Origin of the sequence: Pseudomonas sp. 9.2(2024) (assembly GCF_039695385.1) — a bacterium.
GTDB classification, from domain to species: Bacteria; Pseudomonadota; Gammaproteobacteria; order Pseudomonadales; family Pseudomonadaceae; genus Aquipseudomonas; species Aquipseudomonas paraglycinae.
The window spans coordinates 1,401,205-1,418,351 of the sequence record NZ_CP155585.1; the positions used below are offsets into that span (position 1 = coordinate 1,401,205).

The 17,147-nt window shown below is 61.6% G+C and carries 11 protein-coding genes; 8 read left to right on the forward strand and 3 right to left on the reverse strand.

From position 1 onward, the window contains the following. Positions 1–120 precede the first annotated feature (120 nt). The 6 genes from lepA (at position 121) to pdxJ (ending at position 6,196) form a co-directional block, all read left to right on the forward strand. Entirely contained in the window at positions 121–1,917 is a 1,797-nt protein-coding gene (gene lepA / locus ABFB52_RS06190) for a translation elongation factor 4 (RefSeq protein ID WP_039769508.1), read from the forward strand. Positions 1,918–1,926: 9 nt separating this feature from the next. Then, on the forward strand, positions 1,927–2,781 hold the full coding sequence (lepB, locus tag ABFB52_RS06195; protein WP_011332588.1) for a signal peptidase I: 855 nt from the start codon (positions 1,927–1,929) through the stop codon (positions 2,779–2,781). Positions 2,782–2,963: 182 nt separating this feature from the next. After that, positions 2,964–3,653, forward strand: a complete 690-nt coding sequence (gene rnc / locus ABFB52_RS06200; RefSeq protein WP_011332589.1) for a ribonuclease III — start codon at positions 2,964–2,966, stop codon at positions 3,651–3,653. Further along, positions 3,646–4,548, forward strand: a complete 903-nt coding sequence (era, locus tag ABFB52_RS06205; RefSeq protein WP_039769512.1) for a GTPase Era — start codon at positions 3,646–3,648, stop codon at positions 4,546–4,548. The genes rnc and era overlap by 8 nt, the downstream gene beginning before the upstream one ends. Before the next feature lie 167 nt (positions 4,549–4,715). Continuing rightward, entirely contained in the window at positions 4,716–5,405 is a 690-nt protein-coding gene (gene recO, locus ABFB52_RS06210; RefSeq protein WP_085747010.1) for a DNA repair protein RecO, read from the forward strand. 47 nt (positions 5,406–5,452) lie between these two features. Then, positions 5,453–6,196 (forward strand): pyridoxine 5'-phosphate synthase, encoded by a 744-nt coding sequence (gene pdxJ, locus ABFB52_RS06215; RefSeq protein WP_064382428.1) that lies wholly within the window; start codon positions 5,453–5,455, stop codon positions 6,194–6,196. A 53-nt stretch (positions 6,197–6,249) separates the two neighbouring features. Here pdxJ and mltF read toward each other — a convergent pair whose 3' ends face one another. Continuing rightward, positions 6,250–7,710 (reverse strand): membrane-bound lytic murein transglycosylase MltF, encoded by a 1,461-nt coding sequence (gene mltF / locus ABFB52_RS06220; protein ID WP_011332593.1) that lies wholly within the window; start codon positions 7,708–7,710, stop codon positions 6,250–6,252. A gap of 285 nt (positions 7,711–7,995) precedes the next feature. Here mltF and purL point away from each other — a divergent pair, with 285 nt between their 5' ends. Then, positions 7,996–11,892: a phosphoribosylformylglycinamidine synthase gene (gene purL / locus ABFB52_RS06225; protein ID WP_129973007.1), complete on the forward strand. Its 3,897-nt coding sequence runs from the start codon at positions 7,996–7,998 to the stop codon at positions 11,890–11,892. 5 nt (positions 11,893–11,897) lie between these two features. Next, positions 11,898–12,209: a YqfO family protein gene (locus tag ABFB52_RS06230; RefSeq protein ID WP_085747012.1), complete on the forward strand. Its 312-nt coding sequence runs from the start codon at positions 11,898–11,900 to the stop codon at positions 12,207–12,209. Between the two features lie 663 nt (positions 12,210–12,872). On the opposite strand, the gene nagE is transcribed toward ABFB52_RS06230, so the two are convergent. Beyond that, positions 12,873–14,588 carry an N-acetylglucosamine-specific PTS transporter subunit IIBC gene (gene nagE / locus ABFB52_RS06235; RefSeq protein ID WP_129973715.1) on the reverse strand — a complete coding sequence of 572 codons (1,716 nt, stop codon included), beginning with the start codon at positions 14,586–14,588 and terminating at the stop codon, positions 12,873–12,875. Positions 14,589–14,611: 23 nt separating this feature from the next. Continuing rightward, on the reverse strand, positions 14,612–17,125 hold the full coding sequence (gene ptsP, locus ABFB52_RS06240) for a phosphoenolpyruvate--protein phosphotransferase (protein WP_129973716.1): 2,514 nt from the start codon (positions 17,123–17,125) through the stop codon (positions 14,612–14,614). Positions 17,126–17,147 lie beyond the last annotated feature (22 nt).

A 17,147-nucleotide genomic window follows, 5' to 3' on the forward strand; every position in this document is an offset into this window, starting at 1 on the left:
CGGGGCGTTTTTGCATGCAATCAGGGTGACAGGCGAACGTGACGCTTGCGCCGTGTATCAGGTACAATTCCCGGCTATTTTTCGGCGGGCCAAGCCTGCAGCCTTTTTGAGTGTTGATCCGTGAGTGATTTGAGTCATATCCGCAATTTCTCCATCATCGCCCACATTGACCATGGCAAGTCGACGCTGGCTGACCGTTTCATCCAGATGTGCGGTGGCCTGGCCGAGCGTGAAATGGAAGCCCAGGTACTGGATTCCATGGATCTGGAGCGCGAACGCGGGATCACCATCAAGGCCCACAGCGTTACCCTCTATTACAAGGCCAAAGACGGCGTCACCTACCAGCTGAACTTCATTGACACCCCGGGCCACGTCGACTTCACCTACGAAGTCAGCCGTTCCCTGGCCGCGTGTGAAGGTGCGCTGCTGGTGGTCGATGCGGGGCAGGGCGTTGAAGCCCAGTCCGTGGCCAACTGCTACACCGCTATCGAGCAGGGCCTCGAGGTCATGCCGGTCCTGAACAAGATCGACCTGCCACAGGCCGAGCCTGATCGCGTCAAGGACGAGATCGAGAAGATCATCGGCATCGACGCCACCGACGCCGTCACCTGCAGCGCCAAGACCGGCCTGGGTGTCGACGAAGTGCTCGAGCGTCTGGTCGCCACCATTCCCGCGCCGACCGGCAATATCGAAGATCCGCTGCAAGCGTTGATCATCGACTCCTGGTTCGACAACTACCTGGGCGTTGTTTCCCTGGTGCGCGTGCGTCATGGCCGTGTGAAGAAGGGCGACAAGATCCTAGTCAAGTCCACCGGCAAGGTGCACCTGGTCGACAGCGTCGGCGTGTTCAACCCGAAACACACCGCCACCGCTGACCTGAAGGCCGGCGAAGTGGGCTTCATCATCGCCAGCATCAAGGACATTCACGGTGCGCCGGTCGGTGACACCCTGACCTTGAGCTCCACCCCGGACGTTCCGGTGCTGCCAGGTTTCAAACGCATCCAGCCGCAGGTTTACGCCGGTCTGTTCCCGGTCAGCTCCGACGACTTCGAAGACTTCCGCGAAGCGCTGCAGAAGCTGACCCTGAACGACTCGTCGCTGCAATACACCCCGGAAAGCTCCGACGCACTGGGCTTCGGCTTCCGTTGCGGCTTCCTCGGCATGTTGCACATGGAGATCATCCAGGAGCGCCTGGAGCGCGAATACGACCTGGACCTGATCACCACGGCGCCGACGGTAATCTTCGAACTGGTGCTGAAAACCGGTGAAACGATTTACGTCGACAACCCGTCGAAGTTGCCGGACGTCTCGTCGATCGAAGACATGCGCGAGCCAATCGTGCGCGCCAACATCCTGGTACCGCAGGAGCATCTGGGCAACGTCATCACCCTGTGCATCGAGAAACGCGGTGTGCAGGTCGACATGCTGTTCCTCGGCAATCAGGTGCAAGTGACCTACGACCTGCCGATGAACGAAGTGGTGCTGGACTTCTTCGATCGTCTGAAATCCACCAGCCGCGGCTATGCTTCGCTGGACTACCATTTCGATCGTTACCAATCGGCTAATCTGGTGAAACTGGACGTGCTGATCAACGGCGACAAGGTCGACGCTCTGGCGCTGATCGTGCACCGTGACAATTCGCACTTCAAAGGTCGCCAGTTGACCGAGAAGATGAAAGAACTGATTCCTCGTCAGATGTTCGACGTGGCCATCCAGGCTGCCATTGGCGGTCAGATCGTCGCTCGGACAACCGTCAAGGCACTCAGAAAGAACGTATTGGCCAAGTGCTACGGCGGCGACGTCAGCCGCAAGAAAAAACTGCTTGAGAAGCAGAAGGCCGGTAAGAAACGCATGAAACAGGTCGGCAACGTGGAAATTCCACAAGAAGCCTTCCTCGCCGTGCTCAGGTTGGAATAGTCAGGTCCTATGTCACTAAATTTCCCGCTGTTGCTGGTCATTGCCGTGTTCGTCTGCGGTCTGTTGGCGTTGCTCGATCTGTTGATCCTGGCACCGCGTCGGCGTGCCGCCATCGCCTCCTATCAGGGCAGCGTCAGCCAGCCTGATGTGGTGGTGGTCGAGAAGCTGAACAAGGAACCGCTGCTGGTCGAGTACGGCAAGTCGTTCTTCCCGGTGCTGTTCATCGTGCTGGTGCTGCGTTCGTTCCTGGTGGAACCGTTCCAGATTCCGTCCGGCTCGATGAAACCGACCCTGGACGTTGGCGACTTCATTCTGGTGAACAAGTTTTCCTACGGGATCCGTTTGCCGGTGATCGACAAGAAGATCATCGAAGTCGGTGACCCGCAGCGCGGCGATGTGATGGTGTTCCGCTACCCGAGCGACCCGAACGTCAACTACATCAAGCGTGTGGTCGGCCTGCCGGGCGACACCGTGCGGTACACCGCCGACAAGCGCCTGTTCGTCAACGGCGAGTCGATTGCCGAACAACTGGTCGGCTCCGAGCCGGGCACGCTGGGCAGCGCGGAACTCTACAAGGAAAAACTCGGCGTCGCCGAGCACCTGATCCGCAAGGAAATGAGCCGCTACCGCGCCACACCGGACCATACCTGGACCGTGCCGGCCGGGCATTACTTCATGATGGGCGACAACCGCGACAACTCGAACGACAGTCGCTACTGGGATGATCCGAACATTCCCAAGGATCTGCTGGGCATGGTTCCCGACCAGAACATCGTCGGCAAGGCCTTCGCGGTCTGGATGAGCTGGCCGGAACCGAAACTCAGCCACCTGCCGAACTTCTCGCGGGTCGGCCTGATCAAGTAAACAAACACGGCGCTGTTGACCACAGCGCCGAATGCATTTCTGGCGTCGGCACAACCGGCTCCGGGGCATGAAGCCACGATATTCAGGACGTCATTTTTGAACACAGCGTTAATTGTCCCAGGCCTGCGCCGTATCCCGGCGATGGCGGTGGAATCCAGCCACGAACTCAGCGTGGGTAAACCGTGAGCGTTTCTCTAAGCCGCCTCGAGCGTCAGCTCGGTTACACTTTCAAGGACCAGGAACTGATGGTCCTGGCCCTTACGCACCGCAGCTTTGCCGGACGCAACAACGAGCGTCTGGAATTCCTCGGCGATGCGATCCTCAACTTTGTTGCCGGCGAAGCCTTGTTCGACCGTTTCCCGCTGGCTCGCGAAGGCCAGTTGTCGCGTTTGCGCGCACGGCTGGTAAAAGGTGAGACGCTGGCGGTGCTGGCCCGCGGTTTCGATCTGGGCGATTACCTGCGTCTGGGTTCGGGCGAGTTGAAGAGCGGCGGTTTCCGTCGCGAGTCGATTCTGGCCGACGCCCTGGAAGCGCTGATCGGTGCGATCTACCTCGACGCCGGCATGGAAGTCGCCCGCGAGCGCGTACTGGCCTGGCTGGCCGGCGAGTTCGAAGGTCTGACGCTGGTCGATACCAACAAGGATCCGAAGACCCGCCTGCAGGAATTTTTGCAATCGCGTGGCTGCGAACTGCCGCGCTACGAAGTGGTGGATATCCAGGGCGAGCCGCACTGTCGTACCTTCTTCGTCGAGTGCGAAGTTGTCCTATTGAATGAAAAAAGCCGGGGTCAGGGTGTGAGCCGTCGTATTGCCGAACAGGTAGCGGCCGCTGCAGCACTGATTGCCCTGGGTGTGGAGAATGGCAATGACTGATACAAACGCAACTCGCTGTGGCTATGTTGCCATCGTCGGCCGTCCCAACGTGGGCAAGTCCACGCTGCTGAACCACATCCTCGGCCAGAAGCTCGCGATCACCTCGCGCAAGCCGCAGACCACTCGCCACAACATGCTCGGGATCAAGACCGAGGGCGACGTGCAGGCGATCTACGTCGACACCCCCGGCATGCACAAGGGTGGCGAAAAAGCCCTGAACCGTTACATGAACAAGACCGCTTCGGCGGCGTTGAAAGACGTCGACGTGGTGATCTTCGTGGTCGACCGCACCAAGTGGACCGAAGAAGACCAGATGGTGCTGGAGCGCGTGCAGTACGTGACCGGCCCGCTGATCGTCGCGCTGAACAAGACCGACCGCATCGAAGACAAGGCCGAGCTGATGCCGCATCTGTCGTGGTTGCAGGAACAGCTGCCGAACGCGCAGATCATTCCGATCTCGGCGCAACACGGGCACAACCTCGATGCGCTGGAAAAGGTCATCGCCGATCATCTGCCGGAGAACGATCACTTCTTCCCGGAAGACCAGATCACTGACCGCAGCAGCCGCTTCCTCGCCGCCGAACTGGTGCGCGAGAAGATCATGCGCCAGCTCGGCGCCGAGCTGCCGTACCAGATCACTGTGGAAATCGAAGAGTTCAAGCAGCAGGGTGCGACGCTGCACATCCATGCGCTGATCCTCGTCGAGCGTGACGGCCAGAAGAAAATCATCATTGGCGACAAGGGCGAGCGCATCAAGCGCATCGGCACCGAGGCGCGCAAGGACATGGAGCTGCTGTTCGACTCCAAGATCATGCTCAATCTGTGGGTCAAGGTGAAGGGCGGCTGGTCCGACGACGAGCGTGCGCTGCGTTCGCTGGGTTACGGCGACCTGTAAGCGCTGATCCCGAGAACACCGATACCCACTGTGGGAGCGAGCCTGCTCGCGATAGCGGTATTTCAGTCGACATCCTTGTTGTCTGATACACCCTCATCGCGAGCAGGCTCGCTCCCACAGTAGTTTTGGGTTTGTGTGTAAAACTGCGTTTCGTCATCGAGAACTCAATGTCGCAAAGCCCGCCTCCCGCCCAACCCGCCTACGTCCTCCACTCCCGCGCCTACCGCGAAACCAGCGCATTGGTGGACTTCCTCACGCCGCAAGGTCGGCTGCGGGCGGTGTTGCGCAGTGCGCGGGGCAAGGCCGGGACATTGGCGCGGCCATTCGTGCCGCTGGAAGTGGAGTTTCGCGGCAAGGGTGAGTTGAAGAACGTCGGGCGCATGGAGAGTGTCGGCAACGCAACGTGGATGGTCGGCGAGGCGCTGTTCAGCGGCCTGTATCTCAATGAACTGTTGATTCGCCTGCTGCCCGCCGAAGATCCGCACCCGGCGGTGTTCGATCATTACGCCGCGACCTTGCTGGCATTGGCCGAAGGCCGGCCGCTGGAACCGTTGCTGCGTTCTTTCGAATGGCGGCTGCTCGACGACCTTGGTTATGGCTTTTCCCTGAATACCGACATCAACGACGAGCCTGTCGCTGCGGACGGTCTCTATCGCTTGCAGGTGGATGCCGGACTCGAACGGGTCTACCTGCTGCAACCCGGTCTGTTCAACGGCACCGAACTGCTGGCCATGGCCGAAGCCGACTGGTCGGCCCCAGGCGCGTTGTCCGCCGCCAAGCGCTTGATGCGACAAGCGCTGGCCGTGCATCTGGGCGGTCGTCCCTTGGTCAGTCGCGAGCTGTTTCGCAAGCCCTGATCTCACCGTATGCTGTGCGCCGAATCTTTCCATTCAGGAGCGCATCCGTGACCACCAGCAATCGCATTCTTCTTGGCGTGAACATCGACCACGTCGCCACCCTGCGTCAGGCCCGTGGCACGCGCTATCCGGATCCGGTCAAGGCTGCGCTGGACGCGGAAGAGGCGGGCGCCGATGGCATCACCGTGCATCTGCGCGAAGATCGCCGGCACATTCAGGAGCGCGACGTGCTGCTGCTCAAGGACGTGCTGCAAACCCGCATGAACTTCGAAATGGGCGTCACCGAAGAAATGATGGCGTTCGCCGAACGCATTCGCCCGGCGCACATCTGCCTGGTGCCGGAAACCCGTCAGGAATTGACCACCGAAGGCGGTCTGGATGTGGCGGGGCAGGAAGAGCGGATCAGGGCGGCTGTCGAGCGTCTGTCGAAGATCGGCAGCGAGGTATCGCTGTTCATTGACGCCGACGAGCGGCAGATCGCTGCGTCGAAGCGCGTCGGTGCCCCGGCTATCGAGCTGCACACCGGGCGTTACGCCGATGCCGAAACACCAACCGAAGTGGCTGAAGAGCTCAAGCGTGTGGCGGACGGCGTGGCCTTCGGTCTGGCCCAGGGCCTGATCGTCAATGCCGGCCATGGCCTGCACTATCACAACGTCGAGGCGGTTGCCGCAATCAAGGGCATCAACGAGCTGAACATCGGTCACGCACTGGTGGCGCACGCGTTGTTCGTCGGCTTCAAGTCGGCGGTGTCGGAGATGAAGGCGTTGATTCTGGCGGCTGCCAAACACTAAGTTTCAACATCCTGTGGGAGCAAACTTGCTCCCACATTTGTATTGGGGATGGGTTAAAGCGGGGCGGGCTCTTGAGCCGGTTTCGATTTATCGATCCCCGGCACATGCAGGTTGCCCTCGGCCACTTGATCGCCTTCAAGCTGCGGCTGGGTCACCCACGTCAGGATGTCGTAGTAGCGACGGATGTTCGCCACGAAATGCACCGGTTCGCCGCCCCGGGCGTAGCCGTAGCGGGTCTTGCTGTACCACTGCTTCTGCGACAGGCGCGGCAGGATCTTTTTCACATCCAGCCACTTGTCCGGGTTCAACCCTTCCTTGGCCGCCAGTTTGCGCGCGTCATCCAGATGACCGCTGCCGACGTTGTAGGCCGCCAGAGCAAACCAGGTGCGATCCGGTTCCTGGATCGACTCGTCGAGCTGATCCTTCATGTAGGCCAGGTACTTGGCGCCGCCCATGATGCTCTGCTTCGGATCGAGGCGGTTGGACACGCCCATAGCCTGGGCGGTGTTCTGGGTCAGCATCATCAGCCCGCGCACGCCGGTCTTCGAGGTGACGGCCGGTTGCCACAGCGATTCCTGATAACCGATCGCCGCCAGCAGGCGCCAGTCGACTTTCTCTTTCTTGGCGTAGGCCTTGAAGTGCTGTTCGTATTTGGGCAGCCGCTGCTGCAAGTGCTGGGCGAAGGTGGTAGCGCCCATGTAGCCGAGGACGTCGACGTGGCCGTAATAGCGGTCTTTCAGACGTTGCAGGGTGCCGTTCTTCTGCACCTTGTCCAGATAACTGTTGATCTCGTTGAGCAGGCTGTTGTCTTCGCCGGCGGCCACGGCCCAGCTCTGGCTGCGCGCGTCGCCGAGGTCGAAGGCCACGCGGATGTTGGTGAAATACACCTGGTTCATCGCCACTTCGTTGGAATCGACCAGGGTCAGGTCGATCTGACCTTCATCGACCATGCGCAGCAGGTCGACCACTTCAACGGCGTCGGATTCTTCGTACTGGATGCCAGGATATTTCTGTTTCAGCTCCGCCAGTTGTTCGGCATGGGTGCTGCCCTTGAGCACCATGATCTTCTTGCCCACCAGATCGCCGGCGTCGGTAGGACGAGATTGGCCGTTGCGATAGATGATCTGCGGGGTGACTTCGAGGTAGGAGCGGGAGAAACGCACCTGTTTCTTGCGCTGTTCGCTGCTGACCAGGCCGGCGGCGGCCAGTACCGGGCCGTTCGGCTTGCCGACCTGGTTGAACAGGTCGTCGAGGTTGTCGGCGGTTTCAATCTTCAGCTCGACCCCCAAATCGTCGGCGAAGCGCTTCACCAGCTCGTATTCGAAGCCGGTTTCACCGCTGCGATCCTGAAAGTAGGTGGCGGGGCTGTTTCGGGTGACCACCCGCAGCACGCCATCCTCCTTTACGCGCTCGAGTGTGTTGGGTTTATCAACACAGCCACTGAGCATCAGGAAGAGTCCGGTAGCGATCAGCCATTTGGCGTACCGCGGACGCAAAGCCGTTGGGGAAAACATGTGCGCAGTATACGCAAAGGACAACGGGCGCCATATCTCGACAGTTGCGGGGTTGTCTGCTAGGGATCACAAAACCGCTCGAAACCCCGCAGGAATGGGCCCGAAAGGCATTTTGTGACAGAAAAAATAACCCGCGTTCCAACACCCCATAAATTTGACCCTCAAGGCAGGAACACCACTCGACATCCGGGTGCAACCGTGCGTAGCGTTTCGGGTGATGTTGAGGGCGGTTTAGGCTAGAATGCACGGCCTCAAAGCACACCCCTTCCCGAGGCTGTCCCGAAGATGTTGATCCTGCGCGGCGCTCCTGCCCTTTCTGCCTTTCGCCACAGCAAACTCCTTGAGCAACTGAGCCAGAAGGTTCCGGCTGTCAGTGGCTTGTATGCTGAATTCGCTCACTTCGCCGAAGTCACCGGCGTCCTGACCGGCGACGAACAGCAGGTGCTTGCGCGCCTTCTGAAGTACGGTCCAAGCGTTCCGGTTCAAGAGCCGACCGGTCGTCTGTTCCTGGTGTTGCCGCGTTTCGGCACCATCTCGCCATGGTCGAGCAAGGCCAGCGACATCGCCCGCAACTGCGGCCTGAGCAAGATCCAGCGCCTGGAGCGCGGCATCGCGTTCTACGTGGCCGGTCAGTTCAGCGAAACCGAAGCGCAGCAGATTGCAGACGTACTGCATGACCGCATGACGCAGATCGTTCTGGCCAACCTCGAGCAGGCTGCCGGTCTGTTCAGCCACGCCGAACCGAAGCCGCTGACCGCCATCGACATCCTCGGCGGCGGTCGCGCCGCACTGGAAAAAGCCAACGTCGAACTGGGCCTGGCCCTGGCCGAAGACGAGATCGACTACCTGGTCAACGCCTTCAACGGCCTCAAGCGCAACCCGCACGACATCGAACTGATGATGTTCGCCCAGGCCAACTCCGAGCACTGCCGTCACAAGATCTTCAACGCCAGTTGGGATATTGACGGCGAGAGCCAGGAAAAAAGCCTGTTCGGCATGATCAAGAACACCTATCAGATGCACAGCGAAGGCGTGCTGTCCGCTTACAAGGACAACGCTTCGGTGATCGTCGGCAACGTTGCCGGCCGCTTCTTCCCGGATCCGGAAACCCGCCAGTACGGCGCGGTGCAGGAGCCGGTGCACATCCTGATGAAGGTTGAAACCCACAACCATCCGACCGCGATCGCTCCGTTCCCGGGCGCGTCCACCGGTTCCGGTGGCGAGATCCGCGACGAAGGTGCAACCGGTCGTGGCGCCAAGCCGAAAGCCGGCCTGACCGGTTTCACCGTGTCGAACCTGCAAATCCCTGGCTTCGAACAGCCGTGGGAAGTGCCGTACGGCAAGCCTGAGCGCATCGTCAACGCGCTGGACATCATGATCGAAGGCCCGCTGGGCGGCGCCGCGTTCAACAACGAATTCGGCCGTCCGGCCCTGACCGGTTACTTCCGTACCTTCGAACAGTCGATCACCACTCCGCACGGTGACGAAGTTCGCGGTTACCACAAGCCGATCATGCTGGCTGGTGGCATGGGCAACATCCGTGAAGAGCACGTCAAGAAAGGCGAGATTCTGGTCGGCTCGAAGCTGATCGTCCTCGGCGGCCCGGCGATGCTGATCGGTCTGGGCGGCGGCGCTGCTTCCTCCATGGCTACCGGCACCAGCTCGGCGGATCTGGACTTCGCTTCGGTTCAGCGTGAAAACCCTGAAATGGAACGTCGCTGCCAGGAAGTCATCGACCGTTGCTGGCAGCTGGGCGACAAGAACCCGATCAGCTTCATCCATGACGTGGGTGCGGGCGGTCTGTCCAACGCCTTCCCGGAACTGGTCAACGACGGCGACCGCGGTGGCCGATTCGAACTGCGCAACATTCCAAACGACGAGCCGGGCATGGCCCCGCACGAAATCTGGTCCAACGAATCCCAGGAACGTTACGTTCTGGCGGTCGGTCCGGCCGACTTCGAGCGCTTCAAGGCGATCTGCGAACGTGAGCGTTGCCCGTTTGCCGTTGTCGGCGAAGCCACTGCCGAGCCGCAACTGACCGTGACCGACAGCCACTTCGGCAACAACCCGGTGGACATGCCACTGGAAGTGTTGCTGGGCAAGGCGCCGCGCATGCACCGTTCGGTGGTTCGCGAAGCCGAGCTGGGCGATGACTTCGATCCGTCGAACCTCGACATCGGCGAAAGCATCGAGCGCGTTCTGCACCACCCGGCCGTGGCAAGCAAAAGCTTCCTGATCACCATCGGCGACCGCACCATCACCGGCCTCGTGGCCCGTGACCAGATGGTCGGCCCTTGGCAGGTTCCGGTGGCCGACGTAGCCGTCACCGCCACCAGTTTCGACGTCTACACCGGTGAAGCGATGGCGATGGGCGAGCGCACTCCGCTGGCGCTGCTGGACGCTCCGGCGTCGGGCCGCATGGCCATCGGCGAAACCATCACCAACATTGCCGCCTCGCGCATCAACAAGCTCTCCGACATCAAACTGTCGGCGAACTGGATGTCCGCTGCCGGTCACCCGGGCGAAGACGCGCGTCTGTACGACACCGTGAAAGCGGTCGGCATGGAACTGTGCCCTGAGCTGGGCATCACCATTCCGGTCGGCAAGGACTCGATGTCCATGGCCACCCGCTGGAACGACAACGGCGAAGACAAGACCGTCACCTCGCCGATGTCCCTGATCGTGACCGGTTTCGCGCCAGTGGCTGACATCCGTCAGACCCTGACCCCGGAACTGCGCATGGACAAGGGCACCACCGACCTGATCCTGATCGACCTCGGTCGCGGCCAGAACCGTATGGGCGCTTCGATCCTCGCGCAGGTTCACGGCAAGCTCGGCAAGCAGGCTCCGGACGTCGACGACGCCGAAGACCTGAAAGCTTTCTTCGCCGTGATCCAGGGCCTCAACGCCGACGGTCACCTGCTGGCTTACCACGACCGTTCCGACGGTGGTCTGCTGACCTCCGTGGTGGAAATGGCTTTCGCCGGCCACTGCGGTCTGAGCCTGAACCTGGACAGCGTTGCCGAAAGCTCCGCTGAAATCGCCGCCATCCTGTTCAACGAAGAACTGGGTGCTGTGATCCAGGTTCGCCAGGACGCCACCCCGGACATCCTCGCCCAATTCAGCGCGGCCGGTCTGGGCGACTGCGTTTCGGTGATCGGTCAGCCGATCAATAACGGCCAGATCAACATCACCTTCAACGGTGACACCGTGTTCGAAGGCCAGCGTCGTCTGCTGCAACGTCAGTGGGCCGAGACCAGCTACCAGATCCAGCGTCTGCGTGACAACGCCGACTGCGCCGAGCAAGAGTTCGATGCGCTGCTGGAAGAAGATAACCCGGGCCTGAGCGTCAAGCTGAGCTACGACGTCAACCAGGACATCGCCGCGCCTTACATCAAGAAAGGCATCCGCCCACAGGTTGCGGTACTGCGTGAGCAGGGCGTCAACGGTCAGGTGGAAATGGCGGCTGCGTTCGACCGCGCCGGTTTCAACGCGACCGACGTGCACATGAGCGACATTCTGGCCGGCCGCGTCGACCTGAACGAGTTCAAGGGTCTGGTGGCCTGCGGTGGTTTCTCCTACGGCGACGTTCTCGGCGCCGGTGAAGGCTGGGCCAAGTCCGCACTGTTCAACAGCCGTGCCCGCGATGCGTTCCAGGGCTTCTTCGAGCGTAACGACAGCTTTACCCTCGGCGTGTGCAACGGTTGCCAGATGATGTCCAACCTGCACGAGCTGATCCCGGGCAGCGAGTTCTGGCCGCACTTCGTGCGCAACCGCTCCGAGCAGTTCGAAGCGCGCGTGGCGATGGTTCAGGTTCAGGAGTCGAACTCGATCTTCCTGCAGGGCATGGCCGGTTCGCGCATGCCGATCGCCATCGCTCACGGTGAAGGCCATGCCGAATTCGAAAGCGAAGAGGCACTGCTCGAAGCCGATCTGTCGGGTTGCGTGGCGATGCGTTTCGTCGACAACCACGGCAAGGTCACCGAAGCCTACCCGGCCAACCCGAACGGCTCGCCGCGCGGGATCACCGGCCTCACCAGCCGCGACGGTCGCGTGACGATCATGATGCCGCACCCGGAGCGGGTGTTCCGTGCTGTGCAGAACTCGTGGCGTTCGGAAGACTGGAACGAAGACGCACCCTGGATGCGTATGTTCCGTAACGCGCGTGTGTGGGTGAACTAAGCGCTGTGTACAAGCTCGCGTTTTTTGTTCCCGACAGTCATGTCGAGGTGGTCAAGGAGGCTGTATTCGCTGCCGGTGGTGGGCGGATCGGTGATTATGACCACTGTGCTTGGCAGGTGCTTGGATCTGGTCAGTTTCGGCCTTTGGACGGCAGTCAGCCGTTCATTGGTGAGGCGGGGCGGTTTGAGCGGGTCGAGGAGTGGAAGGTTGAGCTTGTTGTTGGCGATGAGTTGATTCGCGCGGTAGTGGCGGCTCTTAAGTTGAGCCATCCCTACGAGACGCCGGCTTATGAAGTGTGGCGGCTGGAGGATTTTTGATCTTCCTTGGCTACTGAAATGGAAAACCCGCTGAGAGTGATTTCAGCGGGTTTTTTGTTGTTTGGGTTTTGGGGTTTGGGTTGGGTGAATATCCGTTTCTTCGAGTGCGGCGGCTTATGGTTCCGCCCTTACGGCGGGTCACTTTGGCAAACGCCCCAAAGTAACCAAAGGTCTGGGCCCCTGCGTTCGGCACCTCGCTTTGGCTCGGTGTTCCTTCGTTCCGGGATTCATCCGGGGGCATCGCCTACGGTTTGCTTCGCTGCACCTCCTTTCGATGCATGCGGCTTCGCCGCACGGTCGCTGCGCTCCCACCCCCGGATAAATCCCTCCACTCAGCCTTCCGATGGGGCCGGCACGTCAAAAGCCTTACTCGAGCTAACGCTCATCGTGTTGAGTGGTGGGGAGCGAAAGCAGGAGCAGGAGCAGGAGCAGGAGCAGGAGCAAGGAGCAGAAGAAGGGGAGGAAGCAAAGGAAGTAGAGGAAGCACAATTCGAGTTGCATGCATTTTATAACCCGAGTTCACCTCGGTATGTCACGTCGGCGTACCTCTCCCAAACAACGCGGTCAGTCCCCTCTCCCTTCGGGAGAGGGTTAGGGTGAGGGGAATTCTGCGACCGTACAAAGATGCATCGAATCCCCCCAACCATCGATTCAGAGGTCGCCCTAAACCTTCGCACTCACCTCACTACGATTAACCAACCCCTCCAGCGCCGCACTCAAGCTCTGCGCCCGCTCGCCCACCAGCAAGTGCCACACGCCATCTTCCAGCGCGCTGACACCCAAACAGCCCAGCTCTTTCAATCGGCTTTCCGACAACACCTTGCCATCGGCCAGTTGCAGGCGAATCCGGCTCATGGCGATGCAGTCGAGTTGCAGCACGTTGTCGCTGCCGCCCAGGGCGCTCAGCCATTGCTGGGCCTGCGGTGCGGCTACCGCAACGGGCTCACTGGTTTCGACGACGGCGACAGGAGCAGCCACTACGGCTCGGCCCAATGCAGGCATCGCCAGGCGGATTTCGTCGGCAATGCTGTCGGCCATCGGCCCCACAACAACCTGCAAACTGCCGCCCTTGCCCGGACGTACCACGGCCATCGCGCCCAGAGCTTTCAAATCGGCATCGGAGGCTTTGTTGCGATCGACCATTTCCAGTCGCAGCCGCGTGGTGCATGCGCCGACGGTGACCAGATTTTCCGCGCCGCCGAGTGCCTTGATGTAAGCGCTTGCGCGTTCGTTTTCGGTCAGGACCGCTTTGTCGGCGGTGGCGACGTCTTCGCGTCCCGGGGTTTTCAGGTTGAAGCGGCGGATGCAGAAATCGAACACCGCGTAGTAGATGACCGCATAAACCAGTCCTACCGGTACCACCAGCCAGCCGTTGGTCGAGCGTCCCCAACCCAGCACCATGTCGATGAAACCGCCGGAGAAGGTGAAGCCCAGGTGGATGTTCAAGGCGTTGGTGATTGCCATCGACAATCCGGTCAGCAGCGCATGCAGCAGGAACAGCAGCGGTGCGAGGAACATGAAGGCGAATTCGATGGGTTCGGTGACGCCGGTGAGGAACGCGGTCAGGGCCATCGACAGGAAGATCCCGCCCATGACTTTGCGTCGCTCCGGCAGGGCGTTGCGGTACATCGCCAGGCAGGCGGCGGGGAGGCCGAAGATCATGACCGGGAACATACCGGTCATGAACTGGCCGCCTTTCGGGTCGCCGGCGAAGTAGCGGGACAGATCGCCGGTGACCAGTGCGCCGGTGGTTGGATCGGTGAAGTTGCCGAACACGAACCACGCCATGTTGTTGAGGATGTGGTGCAGGCCGGTGACGATCAGCAGGCGGTTGAACACGCCGAAGACGAACGCGCCAAAGCTGCCGCTTTCCATCAGCAGGGTGCCGAAGCTGTTGATGCCGTGCTGGATCGGCGGCCAGATGTAGCCGAACAGCACGCCCAGGCCGACCGCGCTGAAACCGGTGACGATGGGCACGAAGCGGCGGCCGCCGAAGAATGCCAGGTACTCCGGCAGCTTGATGTCTTTGAAGCGGTTGTACAGCGCGCCGGCCATCAGGCCGCTGACGATCCCGGCGAGCATGCCCATGTTGATGCTCGCATCGAGCACCTTGAGGGTGGAAATCATCACCAGGTAGCCGATCACCCCGGCGAGGCCGGCGGTGCCGTTGTTGTCCCGGGCGAAGCCGACCGCGATGCCGATGGCGAAGATCATTGCCAGGTTGGCGAAGATCACCTGGCCGGCGTCGTGGATGATCGCGATGTTCAGCAGGTCGGTGTCGCCCAGGCGCAGCAGCAGGCCGGCGATCGGCAGGATCGCGATCGGCAGCATCAGCGCGCGGCCGAGGCGTTGCAGGCCTTCGATGAAGAGTTGGTACATGGCGTTTGTCCTTGTTGTTTTTGTTAGCGCAGAGGCCAATGTTGATGACAGGCATGACGCACCGCGGCGGCGCTGCTCAGCTTGAGCAAGTCCCGGGCGAGGCGTTGGCATTCGGCTTCGTGCAGCTGGCGCACGCGGTCCTTGATTTCGCCGATCTGTACCGGGCTCACCGACAGTTCGCTCACGCCCAGGCCGATCAACACCGGCGTCGCCAGCGGATCGGAAGCCAGGGCGCCGCACACGCCGACCCAGCGTTTATGCACCGCCGCGCCTTCGCAGGTCATGGCGATCAGGCGCAGCAGCGCCGGGTGCAAGGCATCGACCCGTGCGGCGAGGCCGGCGTGGTCGCGGTCCATTGCCAGCGTGTATTGCGACAGGTCGTTGGTGCCAATGGACAGAAAGTCGGCGTGTTCGGCCAGTTGCTCGGCCTGCAATGCGGCGGCCGGGACTTCGATCATCACGCCGATTTCCGGACGTTGATTGATGCCCAGTTCCAGGCACAGCGCATCGACCCGTTGGCGGATGTGCAGCAGTTCGTCGACTTCGGTGACCATCGGCAGCAGGATCCGGCAACGCTGCAACGGGCTGACTTGCAGCAGTGCGCGCAGTTGCTGATCGAGGATTTCCGGGCGGGCCTGGGCCAGGCGAATGCCGCGCAGGCCGAGTACCGGGTTGGCTTCCACGGGCAGCGGCAGGTAGTCGAGTTGTTTGTCGCCGCCGACGTCGATGGTGCGGATGATCACTGACTTGTCGCCCATGGCATCGATCACCGCTTGGTAGGCGGTGCGCTGTTCTTCGACGTCCGGCGCGGTGTGGCGATCGACGAACAGGAACTCGGTGCGCAACAGGCCGACGCCGTCGGCGCCGTTGGCAAACGCATCCGCCGCTTCGTGGCTGGAGGCGACGTTGGCGACCACTTCGATAGCCACGCCGTTGCGGGTTTCCGCCGGCAGATGGGCCTGAGCTTGCTGGGCGTCGCGCCGTTGTTGGCGGTCGATTTGCGCCTGGCGGACTTCGGCCAGACGTTCGGCATTCGGCGTCAGTTCGAGGCGCCCGCCGTCGGCGTCGAGAACCACCGATTGGCCTTGCGTCTGATCGAGCAGCGCCGAGCCCAGTGCGACCATGCACGGCAGGCCTTTGCCCCGGGCCAGAATCGCCACGTGGGACGTTGCGCCCCCTTCGGCCATGCACAAACCGGCGACACCTTGTGCGCTCAGTTGCAGCAGGTCCGACGGCGTCAGTTCGTGAGCGGCGACGATGGCGCCGGCCGGCACGTCGTAATGCCAGGCCTCACCGAGCAGGGCGCGCAGCACCCGTTGCTTGAGGTCGCGCAGATCGTTGGCGCGTTCGGCCAGCAGCGGGCTGCCAGTGTTTTGCAGCACTTCGCATTGCGCGTCGATGGACCGGCTCCAGGCGTGAGTCGCCGCCGTGCCGATTTCGATCGATTGCCGGGCGGCGTCGAGCAGGGCCGGGTCTTCCAGCAAGGCCAGGTGCGCGGCGAAGATTGCTTCTTCGTCGGCATTGCGGTGTTTTTTTGCTTGTGCGAGGGTGCCGTCGATTTCGCTGCGGACCTGATTCAGCGCCGTGTCGAGGATCTGCAATTGTTGCTCGGGCTGATGATTGCCACTGTCCGCTGGCAGGCTGATCGCGTTCAAACGAAACAGCGGTCCGCCGACCAGACCCGGTGCGGCGCAAACACCGTGCAACACGCCAGCCTCGGCCGGGCGATTACGTGGGGTGGCGGCAACCGGTGCGGCGGCGTGATGATCCTCCGGCAGGGCGGTGGCCAGTGCGGTGAGCAAGGCTTGCAACGCAGCCTGTGCGTCCGGGCCCTGGCAACTGACCTGCACTTCGTCCTGTTCGCCAATCGCCAGGCCCATCAAACCGATGAGGCTGTTGCACGGCGCCGACTTGCCGGCGAAATGCACCTGCGAATGGCTTTTGAAACCTTGCGCGGTCTGGCGGATCAACGCCGCCGGGCGTGCATGCAGACCGCCGCGATGGGCGACCTGCACGTGACCGTGAACTTGCGGGCCGCCGAGTTCTTCTGTGTTCGCCGCTGCGCTGTGACGAGCGACGATGTGCAGCAGCGGTTCACCCACCTTCACCGTTTTCAGGGTGATGGGGCGCGCCTGGAAATCCTGGCTGTTGGTCAGGATCAGCAGGCTGACCAGGCTTTTGCACTGGCGGCCGACCTTGTCCAGGTCATAGCGCAGCAGCGGCTGGCCATTGCTGACCCGCGCGCCTTCCTTGACCAGCATCGAGAAGCCTTCGCCCTGCAACTCCACCGTGTCCAGACCAAGGTGCAGCAACAGCTCGGCGCCGTTGTCGGCGCGCACGGTCAGTGCATGGCCGGTGCGGGCGACGTGAATCACCACGCCGGCGCAGGGCGAATACAGGGTGTCGTTCAGCGGATCGATGGCAATGCCGTCGCCCATTGCGCCGCTGGCGAACACCGCGTCCGGGACTTTGGCGAGCGTGAGCACCGGGCCGCTGAGCGGGGCGCTTAAAGTCAGCTCTTTATTGTTGTTGTGCATGGCTCGGTCTCATCAGGAAAAC

Bases quoted from the DNA above. Each gene is read 5' to 3' on its own strand.
- lepB (WP_011332588.1), top strand. From the start codon at position 1,927: ATGTCACTAAATTTCCCGCTGTTGCTGGTCATTGCCGTGTTCGTCTGC.
- era (WP_039769512.1), top strand. From the start codon at position 3,646: ATGACTGATACAAACGCAACTCGCTGTGGCTATGTTGCCATCGTCGGC.
- recO (WP_085747010.1), top strand. From the start codon at position 4,716: ATGTCGCAAAGCCCGCCTCCCGCCCAACCCGCCTACGTCCTCCACTCC.
- mltF (WP_011332593.1), bottom strand. From the start codon at position 7,710: ATGTTTTCCCCAACGGCTTTGCGTCCGCGGTACGCCAAATGGCTGATC.
- purL (WP_129973007.1), top strand. From the start codon at position 7,996: ATGTTGATCCTGCGCGGCGCTCCTGCCCTTTCTGCCTTTCGCCACAGC.
- nagE (WP_129973715.1), bottom strand. From the start codon at position 14,588: ATGTACCAACTCTTCATCGAAGGCCTGCAACGCCTCGGCCGCGCGCTG.
- ptsP (WP_129973716.1), bottom strand. From the start codon at position 17,125: ATGCACAACAACAATAAAGAGCTGACTTTAAGCGCCCCGCTCAGCGGC.